The 17,595-nt window shown below is 63.5% G+C and carries 17 protein-coding genes; 15 read left to right on the plus strand and 2 right to left on the minus strand.

What is annotated here, in order from left to right; genetic code table 11:
* The first annotated feature begins 18 nt into the window (after positions 1-18).
* From BM059_RS07035 to BM059_RS07065, 7 genes are all read left to right on the plus strand, one after another.
* Positions 19-462, plus strand: coding sequence for a hotdog fold thioesterase (locus BM059_RS07035; RefSeq protein WP_037000912.1), 444 nt, complete (start codon positions 19-21; stop codon positions 460-462).
* Between the two features lie 240 nt (positions 463-702).
* Positions 703-1,506, plus strand: coding sequence for an AraC family transcriptional regulator (locus tag BM059_RS07040; RefSeq protein ID WP_074937624.1), 804 nt, complete (start codon positions 703-705; stop codon positions 1,504-1,506).
* A gap of 44 nt (positions 1,507-1,550) precedes the next feature.
* Complete coding sequence (locus BM059_RS07045; protein WP_074937626.1) at positions 1,551-2,183, plus strand: LysE family translocator; 633 nt, start codon at positions 1,551-1,553, stop codon at positions 2,181-2,183.
* 98 nt (positions 2,184-2,281) lie between these two features.
* Positions 2,282-3,085 (plus strand): alpha/beta fold hydrolase, encoded by an 804-nt coding sequence (locus BM059_RS07050; RefSeq protein WP_074937627.1) that lies wholly within the window; start codon positions 2,282-2,284, stop codon positions 3,083-3,085.
* A complete protein-coding gene (locus BM059_RS07055; protein WP_074937629.1) occupies positions 3,082-3,945 on the plus strand; it encodes an alpha/beta fold hydrolase in 864 nt (287 codons plus the stop codon). The genes BM059_RS07050 and BM059_RS07055 overlap by 4 nt, the downstream gene beginning before the upstream one ends.
* Positions 3,946-4,084: 139 nt before the next feature.
* The gene (locus tag BM059_RS07060) at positions 4,085-4,888 is read left to right on the plus strand and encodes a DUF4892 domain-containing protein (protein WP_074937631.1); all 804 of its coding nucleotides are present in this window, start codon (positions 4,085-4,087) and stop codon (positions 4,886-4,888) included.
* A 75-nt stretch (positions 4,889-4,963) separates the two neighbouring features.
* On the plus strand, positions 4,964-6,049 hold the full coding sequence (locus tag BM059_RS07065; RefSeq protein ID WP_074937632.1) for an AI-2E family transporter: 1,086 nt from the start codon (positions 4,964-4,966) through the stop codon (positions 6,047-6,049).
* Positions 6,050-6,116: 67 nt separating this feature from the next.
* Here BM059_RS07065 and BM059_RS07070 read toward each other — a convergent pair whose 3' ends face one another.
* Complete coding sequence (locus tag BM059_RS07070) at positions 6,117-7,130, minus strand: patatin-like phospholipase family protein (protein WP_074937634.1); 1,014 nt, start codon at positions 7,128-7,130, stop codon at positions 6,117-6,119.
* A 233-nt stretch (positions 7,131-7,363) separates the two neighbouring features.
* Between BM059_RS07070 and BM059_RS07075 the strand changes: the two genes are divergently transcribed.
* The 8 genes from BM059_RS07075 (at position 7,364) to BM059_RS07110 (ending at position 16,034) form a co-directional block, all read left to right on the plus strand.
* The gene (locus BM059_RS07075; protein WP_037000920.1) at positions 7,364-7,642 is read left to right on the plus strand and encodes a hypothetical protein; all 279 of its coding nucleotides are present in this window, start codon (positions 7,364-7,366) and stop codon (positions 7,640-7,642) included.
* Entirely contained in the window at positions 7,642-8,247 is a 606-nt protein-coding gene (locus BM059_RS07080) for a flavin reductase family protein (protein WP_037000921.1), read from the plus strand. The genes BM059_RS07075 and BM059_RS07080 overlap by 1 nt, the downstream gene beginning before the upstream one ends.
* A gap of 123 nt (positions 8,248-8,370) precedes the next feature.
* Positions 8,371-10,338 carry a methyl-accepting chemotaxis protein gene (locus BM059_RS07085; protein ID WP_074937635.1) on the plus strand — a complete coding sequence of 656 codons (1,968 nt, stop codon included), beginning with the start codon at positions 8,371-8,373 and terminating at the stop codon, positions 10,336-10,338.
* 95 nt (positions 10,339-10,433) lie between these two features.
* The gene (locus tag BM059_RS07090; RefSeq protein WP_037000925.1) at positions 10,434-11,351 is read left to right on the plus strand and encodes an AAA family ATPase; all 918 of its coding nucleotides are present in this window, start codon (positions 10,434-10,436) and stop codon (positions 11,349-11,351) included.
* Positions 11,351-12,307 (plus strand): DUF58 domain-containing protein, encoded by a 957-nt coding sequence (locus tag BM059_RS07095; protein WP_074937637.1) that lies wholly within the window; start codon positions 11,351-11,353, stop codon positions 12,305-12,307. Before BM059_RS07090 ends, BM059_RS07095 begins: the two co-directional genes overlap by 1 nt.
* Positions 12,304-14,286 (plus strand): transglutaminase TgpA family protein, encoded by a 1,983-nt coding sequence (locus tag BM059_RS07100; protein WP_074937638.1) that lies wholly within the window; start codon positions 12,304-12,306, stop codon positions 14,284-14,286. The genes BM059_RS07095 and BM059_RS07100 overlap by 4 nt, the downstream gene beginning before the upstream one ends.
* 73 nt (positions 14,287-14,359) lie before the next feature.
* Entirely contained in the window at positions 14,360-15,130 is a 771-nt protein-coding gene (locus BM059_RS07105) for a CHAD domain-containing protein (protein ID WP_074937640.1), read from the plus strand.
* Between the two features lie 106 nt (positions 15,131-15,236).
* Positions 15,237-16,034, plus strand: coding sequence for an acyl-CoA thioesterase (locus BM059_RS07110; protein ID WP_037000930.1), 798 nt, complete (start codon positions 15,237-15,239; stop codon positions 16,032-16,034).
* 14 nt (positions 16,035-16,048) lie between these two features.
* Here BM059_RS07110 and BM059_RS07115 read toward each other — a convergent pair whose 3' ends face one another.
* Positions 16,049-17,542, minus strand: coding sequence for a GGDEF domain-containing protein (locus BM059_RS07115; RefSeq protein ID WP_244154387.1), 1,494 nt, complete (start codon positions 17,540-17,542; stop codon positions 16,049-16,051).
* Between the last annotated feature and the right edge of the window lie 53 nt (positions 17,543-17,595).

Consider the following 17,595-nt stretch of genomic DNA (forward strand, 5'->3'; position numbering starts at 1 on the left):
GCACAAGGAGCGCTCCCCATGGGATTGTGGCAACGAACGCCCGATATCGATGCACTCAACGCGACCCTGAAAAACAGCATTGGCGAGGTACTGGACATTCGCTTCGAAGCCTTCGACGACGAATCGCTCAGCGCCAGCATGGTGATCGACTCACGTACCCATCAGCCTTACGGCCTGTTGCATGGCGGCGCGTCAGTGGTGCTGGCGGAAACACTGGGCTCCACCGCCAGCTACCTGTGCATCGACAGCAGTCGTTTCTACTGCGTCGGCCTGGAGGTCAACGCCAACCACCTGCGTGGCCTGCGCAGTGGACGTGTGCACGCGGTGGCGCGGCCAGTGCATCTGGGGCGTACCACGCATGTCTGGGACATTCGCCTCAATGGCGACGACGGCAAGGCCAGTTGCATCTCGCGGCTGACCATGGCCATCGTGCCCTTGGGCGAGCAGCCTCCGAAGCTCTGAGAGCCTGTTCAAAGTCTGCTGCGCGTCGGCCATGCTGTGTTGAAATCAAGCTGGAACGCCAGCCCGGTCAAGTGCTCATTTACAACTCGTAAACTCGAATGCGAGCCCAGTGCGTTCTTCGCTTGATTCGCGGGGCCGCCATCGGTATTGCCTGGCTCTAGCTCGCTAGCCTTTGAAAAGGCTCTGATATCTGCAATTTCATCCAAGATTTGCCTGATCCATGGCGCTACAGTACGCGTCATGGACCAGATCACTCACATTCAAAGCAGCTTGCCCGGCGTTCGCCTGATCGACGCCGAGTACCGCCGCTTCGCCTTTCCCCGGCATTTTCATCTGGAGTACCACGTCGGCCTGCTGATTCAGGGGCAGCATCGCTACGCCTATGGTGGTGAGCGTCGGCATGTCGGGGCAGGGGACGTGCTGCTGATGGCGCCGGAAGGGATTCATGACGGCGCCTGCCTGGAGGGTCAGAGTTACCGCATACGAGTGATGGCCTTCGATCCCTCCTGGTTGGATGAAGCCAGTCGCACCTTGAGTGGCGGCTGTCAGGGCGCGCCGCGTTTGACCACCAGCAGCTTGCGCCATCCTTTGTTATCGCAACATCTGCAGCGATTTCACGCGGCGATGCTGGAGGGTTCGCAACTGGCGCAGGAAGAGACGCTCTGGCAGGCATTGGCCCATCTGCTGGAAATGGGTTCGACCTTGCGCGTCAGCGAGCCGGACCGTGTCTTCGACGCGCGCACTTGGCAGCAACTGCGTGACTGGCTGGAGAGCCGCCTGGACGATCCGCCCGCGCTGGAGGAAATCGCCGCCTTCTGCGCCATGAGCCCCTGGCAGGCTCTGCGGCGTTTCCGTCAGCACACCGGCTTGCCACCGCATCAGTGGCTGATGCAGCTGCGTCTGCAACGGGCGTTGCCGCTGGTGTTGGCCGGGCAGCCCTTGAGCGATATCGCCTTGCGCCTGGGCTTCTATGATCAGGCGCATTTCTCGCGGCTGTTCCGCCGCACCTACGGTCTGCCACCTGCGCGCCTGCGTCAGGGCTGATCCACCCCGCACACCTCGTATTTTTCAATTTCCTGGAGATCACCATGCAGGAGACGTCCGTCTTGCTGTCGCTGGCTGCCGTGTTCGCGGTCGCTCTTATCAGTCCCGGCCCGGATGTGGCGTTGGTGGTGCGCACCGCCCTGCATCAAGGGCAGCGTGCAGGTTTGCTCAGTGCGCTGGGCCTGGCGTGCGGGATTCTTCTGCACGGCACGTTGGTGCTCAGTGGCGTGGCCTTGCTGCTCAGTCGTACCGAATGGCTGTTCGATCTGGTGCAAGTAGGTGGGGCGCTCTATCTGGGCTGGTTGGGCGTTACTGCGGTGCGCGCCTGGTGGCGCGGCAGTGCTGGCCCAAGGCGCCTGGATGGCGAGCTGGCGCCCTCGATGTTCGGTCCCTGGCTGCGCGGTGTGTTCACCAACCTGGGCAATCCCAAGGCACTGGTGTTTTTCCTGGCCCTGCTCAGCAGCCTGGTGCCGGCCGATATGTCGGTGCCCGGCAAGGTGGCCTGTGCCGCACTGTTGTTCGGTCTCAGCCTGTTCTGGTTCAGCCTGCTGGGTATCACGCTGAGCCGCCCGCTGATGCGCCAGCGACTGCTGCAGGTGGCGCCGAGCATCGACTTCGTCTGCGGCCTGGTATTTATGTTGGTGGCGGCCAGTATCGTCGGGCGCCTGCTGTTATAGCCCTGACCATTGCGCCGCCATCAATGGCCGTTACGGTCATTGCCGCGGGGCCATGGCTGCCGGAGAATCCGGGTATGTTCGCTTTTCGAGTGTGATGCATGCCGCAGCCGATCTTCTTCGCTCATGCCAACGGCTTTCCGTCTGCCACCTACGGCAAACTGTTCGCGGCCCTGGCGCCGGATTTTCAGGTGCGGCACCTGGAGCAGCACGGCCACGACCCGCGTTTCCCGGTCAATGACAACTGGTCGAACCTGGTCGATGAGCTGATTCATCACCTCGAGGGCGGCGACGAAGCTGTCTGGGGTGTCGGTCATTCGCTGGGCGGTGTGCTGCATTACCACGCGGCCTTGCTTCGCCCCGAGCTGTACCGTGGGGTGGTGATGCTCGACTCGCCGGTGCTGACCCTGGCTGACCGCATGGTGATTCGCGCCGCCAAACGCTTTGGCTTCATCGACCGCATCACCCCCGCCGGCCGTACCCTGGGGCGCCGCGAAGCCTTTGCCGATCTGGTCGAGGCGCGGGCGTACTTTGCCGGCAAGAGCCTGTTTCGCCGTTTCGACCCCGAGTGCCTGGATGCCTATGTCAGTCACGGCCTGCAACTGGGCGAGCAGGGGCTGCGCCTGAGGTTCGACCCGGCCACCGAGATCAGTATCTATCGCAGCGTTCCGCATACTTCGCCGGGGCGGCCGCAGCAGTTGGCAGTGCCGCTGGCCATGGTCCGAGGCCGTCACAGCCGGGTGGTGCTGCCGCATCATGCGCATCTGCTGCGGCGTATGCCGCGCGCCGAATATCACAACCTGCCTGGCGGGCATATGTTCCCGCTGGAGCGCCCACAAGCCACCGCCGAGTTGCTGCGACAGCTGTTCAGGCGTTGGGCCGGTAGCCAGGAGCAACGTGCATGAGCATGGATTTCGAGGAAGTTCGTCTGAGCCTGCCACATATCGAGTTGGCGGCTCATCTCTACGGGCCGGAGGATGGTGTGCCGGTTCTGGCCCTGCACGGCTGGCTGGATAACGCAGCGAGCTTCGCGCGTTTGGCGCCGAAGCTGGAGGGGCTGCGTATCGTCGCCCTGGATTTTGCCGGCCACGGTCACTCCGAGCATCGCTGCGCTGGCGCCGGCTATGCGCTTTGGGACTATGCCTTTGATGTGTTGCAGGTCGCCGAGCAGTTTGGCTGGGAGCGGTTTTCCCTCCTGGGGCACTCCATGGGGGCGATCACGGCGGTGTTGCTGGCAGGGGCGATGCCGGAGCGAATCGCTCGTCTGGCGCTGATTGACGGCCTGGTGCCTCATACCGGTGAAGCCGAACAGGCGCCGGAGAAACTGGGCGAAGCCTTGCGCGCCAGGCAGGCACTGACCGATAAGCGCAAGCCGGTGTATGCCGAGATGGCGCGTGCTGTCGAAGCGCGCATGAAAGGCGTGGGTGCGGTCAGTCGAGAGGCGGCCGAACTGCTCGCCCAGCGGGGGCTGATGCCGGTACCGGGTGGTTACACTTGGCGCACCGACAGCCGCCTGACTCTGCCGTCGCCGCTGCGCCTGAGCTGGGCGCATGCGCAGGCGTTCGTTCGTGCGCTGCAATGTCCGGTCAGCCTGGTGTTGGCAGAGCAGGGCATGATGGGCACGCAGTCGGCCGTGCGCAGCTTGTTGCAGGATCTGCCATTCGAGGTGCACCGTCTGCCCGGTGGTCACCATCTGCATCTGGATGATGAAACCGGCGCGCAGCTCGTAGCGGATTGTTTCAATCCATTCCTGCGCTTGCCTTGACTTGCCTGCGGTCGTGGGGAAAGGTGTGGCGGTCTGCCATGGAGGATCGCATGATCGACCCGTTAAACGTCGTCACCCACTGCTTCGCAAGCCCGCCTGCCGCTTCCCTTCAACCGGCTTGCCCTCGATGACGGGGCGTATGAAGCTGTTTTCTGCCGTGCTTGCCACCTTCTGCAGCGGTGCTGTGCTGGCAGCCGATCTACCTGGCAGTCGCGATCTTGAGGTATTGCCGCGTTTTCCCGCCAGCCAGATCGTCGCATTCAAGGAAGCGCCTGATGTCGAGCGTATTTACCCGCAAGGCTCGATTCGCCGCATCAGCGGACGCTTGCGTTTTGAGCGCGAGGTTCTCGTTCAGGGCCAGCACCGTGCAGTGACCTACGAATTGCCGCGCACCCACAGCGCCGATCAGGTTTTCACTGCGTCACGGGAGGCGTTACTGGAGCAGGGGGCCGAGCTGCTCTACTGGTGCCAGGGCCGTGAGTGCGGCGCGAGCAGCCTGTGGGCAAACTCGGTATTCGGTAATTCCACGCTGTATGGCTCCGACGATCAGCAGGCCTACGCGCTGTTGCGCCTGGCCGAGCCGAATCATGAGAGCTTGCTGGCGATGTATAGCATCACCCGCGGTAATCGCCGTGCCTACCTGCATGCCGAGCAACTGGATGCCGAGGCACCGTTGGGTGACCTCCTGCCAACCCCCGCGACCCTGCTGCGTCAGCTACGCACCGATGGCCAGCTGAAACTGCCTGACGAGGCGAAGGCCGACAGTGCCTGGGTAGAAGTGCTGGCGCGCAGCCTCAACCTCGACAGCACCTTGCGCGTCAGCCTGGCCGGCAGCCAGGCCGAGGCCTGGCGTGAGGCTCTGGTCGAGCAACGCGTGCGTGAAGCGCGTCTGGAACTCGGCGACACTGCGGATGACGCACTGAGCGTGCGCTTGTTGCGTTAAGCTAGCGCTCGCAATCGCCTATAACAGAGCGCCCGTAAGGGCGCTTTGTCGTTTCGTCGAAGGGAGTTTCGCTTGATGGCCACTAATGATCGTCTGCTGGTGCAGATTCTGCTGCTCGGCCTGCTGGCAGCCAGCCTCTGGGTGTTGGCGCCATTCTGGTCGGCGCTGTTCTGGGCTGCCGTACTGGCCTTCGCCAGCTGGCCGCTGATGCGCCTGCTGACACAACTGCTCAATGGCCGTATGTCGCTGGCGGCGGGCATACTCACCGGTGTCTGGGTAGTGCTGGTGGCGGTGCCGCTGGTCTGGCTGGGCTTCAACCTGGCCGATCACATCAAGGACGCCAACGCGTTGGTCAAGGATCTGCAGGTCGAAGGCCTGCCGCCACCGCCGAGCTGGCTGGCCAGCATCCCGCTGGTCGGCGATCGTCTGGTGGAGTTGTGGCGCACCATCGATCAGCAGGGCGCAGCCTTCTTCGACACCGTGCGGCCCTATCTGGGGCAGGTCGGCAACTGGCTGGTGGCGCGCAGCGCGAAGATCGGTGCCGGCATGGTCGAACTGGCCTTGAGCCTGGTGCTGGTGTTCTTCTTCTACCGTGATGGGCCACGTCTGGCAGTGTTCGTGCACAGCCTGCTGGAGCGCCTGATCGGCGAGCGTGCCGATCATTACCTGGAACTGGTCGCCGGCACCGTGCAGCGTGTGGTCAATGGCGTGATCGGTACCGCCGCGGCGCAGGCGGTGCTGGCCTACATCGGTTTCGTCATCGCCGGGGTGCCGGGTGCGTTGGTGCTGGGACTGCTGACCTTCGCCTTCAGCTTCATCATGATCCCGCCGCTGATCTGGGGTCCGGCCGTGGCCTGGTTGGTGTGGCAGGGCGAGATCGGCATGGCGATCTTCTTGGGCATCTGGGGCTTCTTCATCATCAGCGGGGTAGACAACATTCTCAAACCCTACCTGATCAGCCGTGGCGGCAATCTGCCGCTGGTGGTGGTGCTGCTCGGGGTTTTCGGTGGCATCCTGGCGTTCGGCTTCATGGGCCTGTTCCTTGGCCCAACCTTGCTGGCAGTGGCCTACAGCCTGCTCAGCGACTGGGTGGCAAACAAGACACCAGTCGCCGAAGCGGTGGTGGACAAACCGCTGCCGGGCGAGGAGCCACGCGGCTGAGCCGCAGGTCAGGTGGGGCGTAGGGCGGGTGCAACCCGCCGTTATCTGGCGGGTTTCAGCGTACTGATCAGCCGCGTTCGCTTTCGTACTTGTCGAGGGTGTCGCGAGCGATCTGCCGACCCAGCATGATCAGCTCCGGAGCTTTGTAAAACTCGAAGAAGCGGCAGGCCCGCTTGGGTACGTTGATCAGGACATCGGGTGGGTAACCGGCGATCTTGTACTGCGCCAAAGAGGTCTGCATCACCTCGAAGCTCTGGTTGACCAGCTCCAGCAGCGACGCCGGCCCGCTGAACTCGGCTACCCGTGAGCCACTGGCGGATTTCGGTGCCGGTTCGTCCTCGTCCACCTTGCGGCTTGGCGCCGCGGCCGGGCTTACATCATCGGCCAGTAGCTGCTCTTCGGCGAGCAGCAGGGTTTCATCCTCACTCTTGCGGCGAAAGCTCGGCAGGCGCGAGCCGAGGCTGTTCATCAATTGATCGATGCGGCCTTTGAGGGCAGCGGGACGTTCGATCACCGGCAACTGGTAGTGATTCTGGTTGGTCGCATTGAGGTTGACCGCGATGATCAGGTCGCAGTGGCTGGAAACCACCGGCACGATCGGCAGTGGGTTGAGCAGGCCGCCGTCGACCAGCATGCGCTTGCCCTGGATGACAGGGGTGAACAGGCTGGGAATTGCCGCCGACGCGCGCATCGCCTGATGCAGGCAGCCCTCCTGAAACCAGATTTCCTGCTGATTGGTCAGGTCGGTGGCGACAGCGGTAAAGGGGATGTCGAGATTTTCGATGTCCACGTCACCGACGATTTCCTGAATACGCCCGAATACCCGCTCGCCGCGGATGGCGCCGAGACGAAAGCTGACGTCGAGCAGGCGCAGCACGTCGAGATAATCCAGGCTTTCCGTCCATTCGCGGTATTCGCGCAGCTTGCCTGCGGCGAAGATGCCGCCGACCACCGCACCCATGGAGCAGCCGGCGATGCAGCCGATTTCGTAGCCGCGCGCTTGCAATTCCTCGATCACGCCGATGTGCGCATAGCCGCGCGCACCTCCCGAGCCCAGTACCAGCGCCACTTTCTTGCTCATCGATGATTTCCCTCTGTGAAGGCTCCGACCTTACTCGGGCGGTGGGGCTCAGCCAAGGGCGCGTTTGCTAGAATCTGTCGGCTGACGTCCCGGAAGGTAGATGGGCTCGCTATCCGTCCGTCGGCGTCGGTATGATCGGGCAAGCGAAGCGGCGGGTACCGGGCACTTTCCCTATGCCGCAGCGTCATAGACTGGGCCAACCCGTAGTCATATCCGTTCGAGGAGTGTGGTCGATGAAACTTTGGATCTGTTTGCCGCTGCTTGCGGTGGCGCTCACCGGCTGCGCCGGCAAGACCGTCTACCGCGATACCTGCGCCAATCAGCTGGATGCCGCCTGGAAAGAACTGAGCATCGCCGAGGCCGAAGGCTTCGCCGGTACCGTGAGCTATTCCAAGGCATTTTCTCTGCTCACCGCTGCCAAGACCCAACAGCAGTTCGAAGCCTACGCAGGCTGCACCAGCAAGGCCGAACGTGCGCGCTTCTACATTCGTGAATCGCGAGCGGGGCGTTGATGCTGCTCGATTTTGCTGCTCTGAGCCCACTCGAGGCTTATCGCTGGATGGCTTCCAGTGTCACGCCACGACCCATCGCCTGGGTCTCGACCCGTTCGGCCGAAGGTGTGGCCAATCTGGCACCGTTCAGTTTCTTTCAAGTCATCAGCGACAATCCGCCGACGCTGCTGGTCAACGTCAACACCCGTGACGATGGCAGCCTCAAGGACACCCTGCGCAATGCCCAGACCAGCGGTGAACTGGCGATTCAGCTGGTCAGCTTCGCGCAGGCCGAAGCGATGAACGCCAGTGCCGCGATCCTGCCCCACGAAGTCAGCGAATTCGCCCACTGCGCCATTGCCAGCCAGCCCTGCGAGCGCATCGACGTGCCGCGTGTCGCCGGTGCTGCAGTGACCTTCGAATGCCGGGTGGCGCAGATTCAGCCTTATCCGGCGCAGCAGCCCAACTGCCATCTGATCTTCGCCGAAGTGCTACTGGCGCACATCGATGACGCGGTACTCAACGAGCAGGGGCGTATCGACCCGCTCAAGCTCGACCTGGTCGGCCGTCTGGGTGGCAGCGCTTACTGCCGTACGCGTGACCTTTTCCAAATGCAGCGGCCCTGAATCCGTTCTGAAAACGACGCCCAGATAACTCTCCCGGCCATCTCGGTGTTTGCTGGCTTGTCGCCAGTAGCGCTGCGATCCTATGTTCCAGAATTGTCAGGCTGTAGTAGGCAGGGGGATGTCATGGGGCGCTCATTGAGCAACCGGCTGGCCAGCATGAGCACGGCCAGCAAGTTGATGCTGGGTTTCGCGCTGGTATTGATGCTGACCGCTCTGGTGGCTGTTACTGGTCTGCTGGCATTACGTGAAGTCAGTGCCGGTGCCGAATTGCAGCAGCGCATGAGTGCGCTCAGCGAACAGGTCCTGCGTATGCGCCAGAGCGAGCAGGCGTTCGCGCTGAGTGGCGACAGCCAGCACGCCGAGCGCCTGGCAGAGCAGGCTGAGAGCATTTTGCAGGCCGGCCTGGCACTGCAAGGTGAGCTCGATAGCGACACAGCGGCGATCCTGGCTCAGGTCGAACCGGCACTGGCCGACTACCGCAGCGCCTTTGCTCGTTACGTCGAGCTGACCGACAACATGCAGCTGTCCTTGCAGGCAGCCGACTGGCTGGTGGTCAGCGCCGCCAACAGCCTGGATCTGCTGCAGGAAGGGCTGGCCGAGGACGGTGTCGACCTGCTCAAGAGCAGCCAGGGCGCGCAGGGTGGCGACTCGGTGGAACAGGCCGGCAAGGTCAGCAAGATCCATCAGTTGTTGCTGCAGGCGCTGGACCAGGCCCGCCAACGTCTGGAGGCCAGCCGGCGCAGCGACAACAGTGAGCAGACACAGATCGCCCAGGCCGGCGAAGCGCAGGCACTGGCTGCCGAATTACGTGATGCGTTGGACGATCCTGGTTACGCCGCGGTATTGGGCGAGGTGGTGGTCAACGTCGACTCCTTCAACGAGCGTCTGAAGGAGTACGCCACCCAGCTGCAACAGCAGAAACAGGTCTATGAGCAACTGGTGGCTCAGGTCGAGCAGTTGCTGCAGCGCGTCGAGTTGGCCCTGGACGCTCAGCGCCAGGCCATGCACGCCGAGCGTCAGGCCAGCAGTGGTCTGATCGTCGGTGCGGCGGCGCTGGCGCTGCTGTTCGGGCTGGGCGCGGCGATCATGATCAGCCTGGCCATCGTGCGTCCGCTCAAGCGGGTGATCGGCTTGGCCGAGTCCATCGCCAAGGGCGATCTCAGCGTACGTATCGAGCAGGATCGTCGCGACGAAATCGGCCAGTTGCTCGCCGCGATGCAGGGCATGGCGGGTAACTTGAGGGAAATGGTCGGCCGCCTGCAAGGCGGTGTGGCGCAGATTTCCAGTTCTGCCCAGACGCTGTCAGCCGCTGCCGAACAGACGCGCCAGGGCGTCAATGGTCAGAAGTTGGAGACCGATCAGGTTGCCACTGCCATCAACCAGATGGCCGCCACCGTGCACGAGGTGGCGCGCAATGCCGAAGCGGCAGCGGCTTCCACCGAGCAGGCCGATCAGCGTGTCGTTAGCGGTAGTCAGGTGGTGCGTCAGACCCTGCAGCGCATCGAACAATTGGCCAGTGCCATGGACGCCACCACCGTGAGCATTCAGCGTCTGAGCCAGGACACTCAGCGCATCGATGCGGTGCTCGACGTGATCAAGAGCGTGGCCGAGCAAACCAATCTGCTGGCACTTAATGCGGCCATCGAGGCAGCGCGCGCCGGTGAACAGGGGCGCGGCTTCGCGGTGGTCGCCGATGAAGTGCGGGCGCTGGCCAAGCGCACCCAACAATCCACTGCCGAGATCGAATCGCTGATCGCGGCTCTGCGCGAGGGCAGCCGCCGCGCCGTGGCGGACATGGAGCAAAGCGCCAGCCTGGTGAGCCTGACGGTTGGCGATGCCAATCAGACCGAGGGCGCCCTGGCGACGATTGCCGAAGCGGTGAGTCTGATTGCCGAGATGAATCAGCAGATCGCCGCAGCGGCTGAACAGCAGACCGCGGTGGCCGAGGAAATCAGTCGTAGCGTCACCTCGATCCGCGATATTGCTGACCAGTCAGCCACCGCCATGGATGAAACCGCCGCGTCGAGTATCCAGTTGGCGGAGCTTGGGCGCGAACTGCAGGGTATGGCTGGGCATTTTCGTCTGACATAGCGTCTGGCCTCACAGATTCGTGAGCAAAAATGTCATAGCGCTTTGCCCTGCACGGGCGCCCCAGTAGCATCGATGCTCTGCATAAGGAGTAAACGATGCGAACCAAACTGGATGCTTGCCTCGACTCGGTCAATCAGGTGGTGCTGGGGAAAGAGGCGCAGGTGCGCCTGGCGCTGACCTGTCTGCTGGCGCGTGGTCATTTGTTGATCGAAGACCTGCCTGGCATGGGTAAGACCACGCTCAGTCACGCATTGGCGAGGGTGCTGGGCTTGAGCTTTCAGCGCATTCAGTTCACCTCCGATCTGCTGCCGGGCGACATCCTCGGCACCTCGGTCTTCGACAAGGACAGTGGGCAGTTCGTCTTCCACCCAGGGCCGATCTTCGCCGAGCTGGTGCTGGCCGACGAGATCAACCGTGCCACGCCGAAGAGTCAGAGTGCGCTGCTTGAAGCCATGGAGGAGGGGCAGGTGACCATCGAGGGCGCGACCCGACCGCTGCCCGAACCGTTTTTCGTCATTGCCACGCAGAATCCGGTCAGCAGTGGCGGCACCTTCGCCTTGCCAGAATCCCAGCTCGACCGCTTTCTCATGCGTCTGTCGCTCGGTTATCCGGCGCAGGCTGCAGAGCGGGCGTTGTTGCTCGGCGATGCCCGGCGCGATCTGCTGCCGCGCCTCGAGCCGATCCTGGATCACGCCGAGCTGGCGCGCCTGCAGGCACAAGTGCCCAAGGTGCGCGCCAGTGATGCCTTGGTCGACTACGTGCTGCGTCTGGTCGAGGCGACGCGTAGTCAGCCGCAGTTCGCCTGGGGGCTGTCGCCGCGCGCCAGCCTGGCTTTGCTCGCCGCTGCCCGGGCCTGGGCGCTGCTGGCCGAGCGTGATTACGTGATTCCCGAGGATGTGCAGGCGGTGCTGCCATCGGTGGTCGGGCATCGCCTGCGTGAACGCGCCGATCCGACCGGCCATGGTGGCGGCAGTCTGGTGCAATGGTTGCTGCGCGAAGTACCGGCACTCTGATGCGGGCAGCACTGAAACCGCTCTGGCGGCGCTGGCTGGCCAGGCGAATTCCGCCGGCGGCGAGCGTGCGCCTGAACCAGCGCCGTATCTTCATTCTGCCCAGTCGGGTCGGTGCTGTTTTTGCCGTGGTGCTGTTGCTGATGTTGTTGGTGGGCATCAATTACCAGAACAGCCTGGCCTATGGCCTGACCTTCCTGCTGATGGCGGTATTCGTCGTCACCATCTTGCATACCTATCGCAACCTGGCCGGGTTGGTGCTCAAGGCCGGCGGCGGCGGGGCGGTGTTCGTTGGCGAACAGGCGCGCTTTCGTGTGCGCCTGGAAAGCCGCGAGCGTGAACACCAGGCCGTTGCACTGGGCTGGCCGCCAGCTGAGCTGGTGGTGCGCGACGTGCCGCGTGAAGGCCTGACAGAGGTCGACCTGAGCCTGCCGGCAATACGGCGAGGCTGGTTGCGCCCCGAGCGGCTGCGGGTGGAAAGCCGTTTTCCCCTGGGTCTGCTGGTGGCCTGGAGCTGGGTCGACCTGGACCAGGCGGTGCTGGTCTATCCGCGGCCATTGCAGGGCGACCTGCCGGTGTCCGCGGGCTTGGGTGACGAGGAGGAGGAAGAGGGCATGCGTGCCCGCGGCCAGGGCGCTGACGATTTTCAGGGTTTGCGCGAGTACCAGCCAGGTGACTCGAAGCGGCGTTTGGACTGGAAAGCCTACTCGCGCGGCCAGGGCCTGTTGGTCAAGGACTTCGCCATGCTCAGCGGCCGTGACCTGTGGCTGGACTTCGACAGCCTGGGAGGCGACAGCGAAATGCGTCTGTCGCTGTTGTGCCATTGGGTGTTGCAGTTTTCCGAGCGCCAGCAGGCATTTGGCCTGCAACTGCCGGGGCAGGTGATTGCGCCGGATTATGGTGAAGGTCACCGCGATGCCTGCCTGCGTGCTCTGGCCCTGTTCGGAGCGCGTGCATGAGCAGCCTGGGTATCCCGAGAGTCGCCCTGACCTGGCTACTGGTCGCCCAGGTGCTGGTGATTGTGCCGCATCTGGTGCACTTGCCGCTGTGGATGATCGCCTTGTGGCTGGGCGCTGCCGGCTGGCGTGTGCAGATTTTTCGCATGCGTGCGCGCTATCCCAATGGCTGGGCCAAGGGTGGCCTGATGCTGCTGGTGCTGGCGGGCATTCTGTTGTCGCGAGGCACGCTGGTCGGATTGGACGCCGCGGTGGTGTTGCTGATCGCCACCTTTATCCTCAAGTTGCTGGAGATGCGCACGCGGCGTGATGCGCTGGTGCTGATCTTCCTCGGCTTCTTCTGCGTGGTAACCGCCTACCTGTTCGAAGACGGCATCCTGGCTGCGCTCTACAGTCTGTTGCCGGTCACGGCGTTGCTGGCTGCATTGGTCGGTCTGCAGCACAGCGGTTTTGCCGAACGCCCTTGGCCAACCCTGCGCCTGGCTGGCGGCCTGATGCTGCAGGCCATACCGCTGATGGTGCTGTTGTTCGTGTTCTTTCCGCGGCTGGGGCCGCTGTGGTCGCTGCCGCTACCCAGCGACAAGGGCGTCACCGGCCTCTCTGACAGCATGGAGCCTGCCGATATCGCCGAACTCAGTCGCTCCTCGGCGCTGGCTTTTCGCGCCAGTTTCGCAGGTGAAGCACCACCGCGAGGGCAACTGTATTGGCGTGCCCTGACCCTGGAGCGCTTCGATGGCAGGCGCTGGTCGCAGTCCAGTTACGCCGATGTGCCGATCACACCGAAATGGAGCAAGGCTGGCGAGCCGCTCGACTACAGCATCATCATGCAGCCCAGCGGCAAGCGCTGGCTGTTCGCTCTGGACGTCGGCGAGATGGACCAGGACAGCGGGCGGATGATGAGCGATTTCCGTTGGCAGAGGCTGCGGCCGGTGGATCGACCGCTGCTTTACCAGGTGCGCTCCTGGCCCGATGCCGTGCGTGAGGCACAGGTCGAACCGCCGGGTATGCGTCAGGCGCTGCAATTGCCCCAGCAGGGCGACCCACGCAGTCGCGCCTGGGCGGCAGAACTGAAGGCGCAGTACCCGCAGAGTGATGCGCTGGTAGCGGCAGTGCTGCAACATTTCAACCGTGAGCCCTACGTCTATACGCTGCGTCCGCAGCCTCTGGGCCGTGACAGCATCGATGATTTCCTGTTCAACACCCGGCGCGGTTTCTGCGCGCACTATGCCGGCGCGATGACCTTCGTCCTGCGTGCAGCGGGCATTCCTGCGCGGGTGGTCGCCGGCTACCAGGGCGGCGAGCTCAACCCCAATGGCAACTACATCCAGGTACGCCAGTTCGATGCGCATGCCTGGGTCGAGTACTGGCAACCTGGGAAGGGCTGGCGCAGCGTCGATCCGACCTTTCAGGTCGCCCCCGAGCGTATCGAGCGCGGCCTGGAAGAGGCTCTGGGTGAGGAAGATGGTTTTCTCGACGACCAGCCGTTCTCGCCGCTGCGTTACCGCGAACTGGCCTGGCTCAACCAGTTGCGTATGAGTTGGGAGAATCTCAATTACGGCTGGCAGCGCTGGGTGCTGGGTTATCAGGGTGAGCAGCAGCTGAAACTGTTGCAGAACTGGTTCGGCAGTTTAGATTGGCAGCGCCTGGCGCTCGCTCTGGTAGGCACTGGAGGGCTGCTGCTCGGTCTGTTGGCGCTCTGGCTGCTCAAGCCCTGGCAGCAACGCGCTGATCCGCAGCGCCAGGTTTTTCGAAAGTTCGAGCGCCTGCTGGCGCGCCATGGCGTACGCCGGGAAACGGGTGAGGGGGCGCGCTCCTTCGCCATGCGTGCCGGGCGGCAACTGCCTGGGCAGGCGCAGCAGATCGAAGCGTTCGCTCGTTGTTTCGAGCAGCAGCGCTACGCTGCTGAACCTGTTTCGCGTGCGGCTTTGTTGCAAGCACTGAGAGAGTTGCGCCAGGCATTGCCCTTGCGCTGGTCGCGCTAGCGACTATCGGCCACTTGTGGGGGATGGGGGTCAGGCTGTTAGCCTGGTATGTCGTCGTTAGGGAGGAGCGAACATGAGCAATTTCATCGAGCACTGCCTGGAGCGTGTTCTGGCCTTGCAGGTGCGCCTGTATGCCTGTCAGGCGCGGCTGGCTGACTGTACCGACACGGAAGCGCTGCATGACCTGCGCATCGCCCTGCGGCAATTGCGCAGCCTGTTACGGCCACTGCGCGGTCTGCAGGCTGTCGATGCGCTGGAGCAGGGCGCAGCAGTGCTGGGGCGTCTCAGTGGCCCGCTGCGTGATCGCGAAGTATTGGTCGCCGAGCTGGCGCGAATGGGCCTGGCCCATCTGGCGCCTGCCGATGAGGCGCAGCGCGCTGCCGGATATGCCGCAATCGCGCGCAGCCGCGAACTGGCGGAACTGATGGCGTTGCTCGATGGCTGGCCGGCGAATTGGTACGAAGCTGCCAGGCAGGGCCAACTGAAGAGCGTGAACAAGCGCATTCGGCGTCGCTTGCAGCGCCAGCAGAGGCAGCTGGCCAGCGCCTTGCGCGATCCTGAACATGACCGTCACCGCTTGCGTCTGCTGATCAAGCGCGTGCGTTATGCCGCCGAAACCTATCCGGCACAGAGTCGTTTGAACAAGGCGGCGCAACTCAGGCTCAAGCGTGCGCAGAGTGCGTTGGGTGACTGGCATGACCACCTGCAATGGCTGGCACAGGCTGAGGCACACGAATCGCTGCGTCCTTGTCGACCCCTCTGGCTGCAGGCCCAGCTAGCTGCCGAACGCCGCGCCGATGACGCCTTGTTAGCGCTGTATGGTGACCTGCCCAGTCCTGGGTAAGGTGTCATTTTCGCCGCCAATATGACCGAATAGGCATTCTGATGGGCTATCGTTCAACTGCCGCCATCCCCTAAGATCGTCGCCATCGAAGAGTCCCGAGGTGCGTATGATCTTTTCCGAAATGCTCGACGCGGTGCGCCGTGATCCCGAAGCTGTGGTGATTCCGGCTGAATGGGGGCAGGGGCGCGCCAGTTTCGGCGGCCTGGTGGCGGCATTGGCGTTCGAGGCGATGCGCGCCAAGGTGCCGCAGGGACGACCGGTGCGTTCGCTGGCCATCACCTTCGTCGGGCCCGTGGCGCCGGATGTTCCGGTCAGTTTTCAGGCCGAAGTGCTACGCGAGGGCAAGGCAGTCAGCCAGATGTTCCTGCGTGCGTTGCAGGACGGTCAGGTGGTGACCGTGGTGCAGGGCAGCTTCGGTGCGTCGCGTACTTCGGCGATTGCCGTGGAGGCTCTTGCTGCTCCGCAGATCGCGCCGGTCGAGCAATGTCAGGAGCTGCCCTACGTACGCAATGTCACACCGGAATTCACCCGCTTTCTGGCCATGCGCTGGGGGATCGGCGGCATGCCGTTCAGCAACACGCCGTCGCGGCAGATGGGCGGCTGGGTACGCCTGCGCGGCGAGAACCAGCCACAGGCGCTCAGCGAAGCTCATTTGTTGGCGCTGGTCGATGCCTGGCCGCCTGCGGTATTGCCGCACCTGAAAAGCCCGGCACCGGGTAGCTCGCTGACCTGGACCATCGAGTTCGTCCAGCCCCTGCAAACCCTCAGCAGCGAGGACTGGTGCCTGTACCGTGCGGATATCGAGCATGCCCGCGATGGTTACGGGCACGTGGCGGCGGCGATGTGGAGTTCGGCGGGCGAATTGATCGCCCTGAGCCGGCAGACCGTGACGGTATTTGGCTGAGCTGCCGGGGTGCTTCAGTTAGTGGCCCAGGCTACGCGGTTGCGCCCAGCGCTCTTGGCTTTGTAGAGTGCCGCGTCAGCTCGCCCCAGTGCGCCTTCCAGGGGCTCGGCCGGGTGCCGGCTGGCCAGGCCAATACTCAGCGTGAGCCTTACCTGCTCGCCGTTCGCGCGGGGTAGCGGCATGGCCTCGACACTGGCACGCAGGCGCTCGGCTACTTGTATGGCGTCGATCTGATCGGTCTGCGCCAGTAGCGCGGCGAATTCTTCGCCACCCAGGCGACCGATGATGTCGACCTCGCGCAACTCCTTCTTGAGCAGTTCCCCCAGCGTGGCCAACACCTTGTCGCCGATCTGGTGGCCGTGGGTGTCGTTGATCTGCTTGAAGTGGTCGATGTCGAGCATCAACAGGGTGCAGGGTTGATCAAAGCGTTCTGCAGTCTTGAGCAACTCCTGGGCGCGCTGCATGAAGGCGTGCCGATTGCTCAGGCCGGTAAGGGCATCGGTGGTGGCCAGTACCAGCAGCTCCTGCTCCATGCCTTTGCGCAGGCTGATGTCATAGCTCCAGATCAGTTGCGCCGGGCCGCCGCGATATTCCAGTAGGCGTCCGGAAACCACGCCCCAATAGGGAGGCTCGCCGGCCAGCAGGCCTTCCCAGTCATCGACGCGGTGACGCGCCAGCAGTGCTTCGCGAAAGTGCAGGGCTTCACGGGCATTACAGAACAGGCGGTTGAGCGAAAAGTCGCTGGCCTGGTCAAGGCTCAGTCGCTGCATTAGGCGCTGGTTGACGAAGTACACCTGCTTGCCGCTACTGTCGGCCAGTACCACATCGCTGGGGCTGGCATCGAGAATTTGCTTGAGCAGGGCTTGGCCCTCGGCCAGCTCGGCGGTACGTTCCGTTACGCGCTGCTCCAGATGCTGGTTCAGCTCGGTCAGGTTGCGCGACAGTTCACGAGCCTCGCGGTAGTTGCCGACCAGGCGCAATACCAGCAGGGAGACCCCGATCAGCAATCCCAGCAGCGCCCAGCCCAGGCCGGTGAAATAGTCGTAAAGGTGCTGGCGCTCGGCATCCAACTCGTTGGCCAGGGATATATTGGTAGCGACCATCACCTCGTGCATCGGCTTTTGTAGCCTAGGCAGGCTCTCGGCGGCCTGCTCGGCGACTTGCCTGGTAGCGGCTGCATCGCCCCATTGCGCCTGCTCATCCCATTGGCGGCTGAGGCTGATGACGCGCTGCAGGGTGCTCTCCGCCGCCGGGCGTGATTCGGGGAGGAAGTCGAACAGGTGCTGACCTTCCAGCGGCTGAGTGAGGCTGCGCAATACCTGCACACGCACCACCAGGTCGTCAGGTACTAACTTGCCTTTGAGTAGGTCCTGTGAGGCCAGCAGCAGGCGATCCATTGCCATGTGAATCTGGTAGGCCTGCCAGAGCTCGCTGTGCAAGGTCGGCAAGGCAAGCTGCCTGGCTTTCTTCTGCACCAGCCAGAGTGAGCCGGCGACGGTCAGGGTCATGGCAATTACCAGCACTGCCAGAGCGATGAGTTTGAGTCGAGAGTTTCTGGCTT

It is taken from the genome of Ectopseudomonas composti, assembly GCF_900115475.1.
GTDB classification, from domain to species: Bacteria; Pseudomonadota; Gammaproteobacteria; order Pseudomonadales; family Pseudomonadaceae; genus Aquipseudomonas; species Aquipseudomonas composti.

Bases quoted from the DNA above. Each gene is read 5' to 3' on its own strand.
- BM059_RS07110 (WP_037000930.1), top strand. From the start codon at position 15,237: ATGATCTTTTCCGAAATGCTCGACGCGGTGCGCCGTGATCCCGAAGCT.
- BM059_RS07040 (WP_074937624.1), top strand. From the start codon at position 703: ATGGACCAGATCACTCACATTCAAAGCAGCTTGCCCGGCGTTCGCCTG.
- BM059_RS07065 (WP_074937632.1), top strand. From the start codon at position 4,964: ATGGCCACTAATGATCGTCTGCTGGTGCAGATTCTGCTGCTCGGCCTG.
- BM059_RS07045 (WP_074937626.1), top strand. From the start codon at position 1,551: ATGCAGGAGACGTCCGTCTTGCTGTCGCTGGCTGCCGTGTTCGCGGTC.
- BM059_RS07100 (WP_074937638.1), top strand. From the start codon at position 12,304: ATGAGCAGCCTGGGTATCCCGAGAGTCGCCCTGACCTGGCTACTGGTC.
- BM059_RS07070 (WP_074937634.1), bottom strand. From the start codon at position 7,130: ATGAGCAAGAAAGTGGCGCTGGTACTGGGCTCGGGAGGTGCGCGCGGC.
- BM059_RS07055 (WP_074937629.1), top strand. From the start codon at position 3,082: ATGAGCATGGATTTCGAGGAAGTTCGTCTGAGCCTGCCACATATCGAG.
- BM059_RS07095 (WP_074937637.1), top strand. From the start codon at position 11,351: ATGCGGGCAGCACTGAAACCGCTCTGGCGGCGCTGGCTGGCCAGGCGA.
- BM059_RS07050 (WP_074937627.1), top strand. From the start codon at position 2,282: ATGCCGCAGCCGATCTTCTTCGCTCATGCCAACGGCTTTCCGTCTGCC.
- BM059_RS07080 (WP_037000921.1), top strand. From the start codon at position 7,642: ATGCTGCTCGATTTTGCTGCTCTGAGCCCACTCGAGGCTTATCGCTGG.
- BM059_RS07035 (WP_037000912.1), top strand. From the start codon at position 19: ATGGGATTGTGGCAACGAACGCCCGATATCGATGCACTCAACGCGACC.
- BM059_RS07060 (WP_074937631.1), top strand. From the start codon at position 4,085: ATGAAGCTGTTTTCTGCCGTGCTTGCCACCTTCTGCAGCGGTGCTGTG.
- BM059_RS07105 (WP_074937640.1), top strand. From the start codon at position 14,360: ATGAGCAATTTCATCGAGCACTGCCTGGAGCGTGTTCTGGCCTTGCAG.
- BM059_RS07075 (WP_037000920.1), top strand. From the start codon at position 7,364: ATGAAACTTTGGATCTGTTTGCCGCTGCTTGCGGTGGCGCTCACCGGC.
- BM059_RS07115 (WP_244154387.1), bottom strand. From the start codon at position 17,542: ATGACCCTGACCGTCGCCGGCTCACTCTGGCTGGTGCAGAAGAAAGCC.
- BM059_RS07085 (WP_074937635.1), top strand. From the start codon at position 8,371: ATGGGGCGCTCATTGAGCAACCGGCTGGCCAGCATGAGCACGGCCAGC.
- BM059_RS07090 (WP_037000925.1), top strand. From the start codon at position 10,434: ATGCGAACCAAACTGGATGCTTGCCTCGACTCGGTCAATCAGGTGGTG.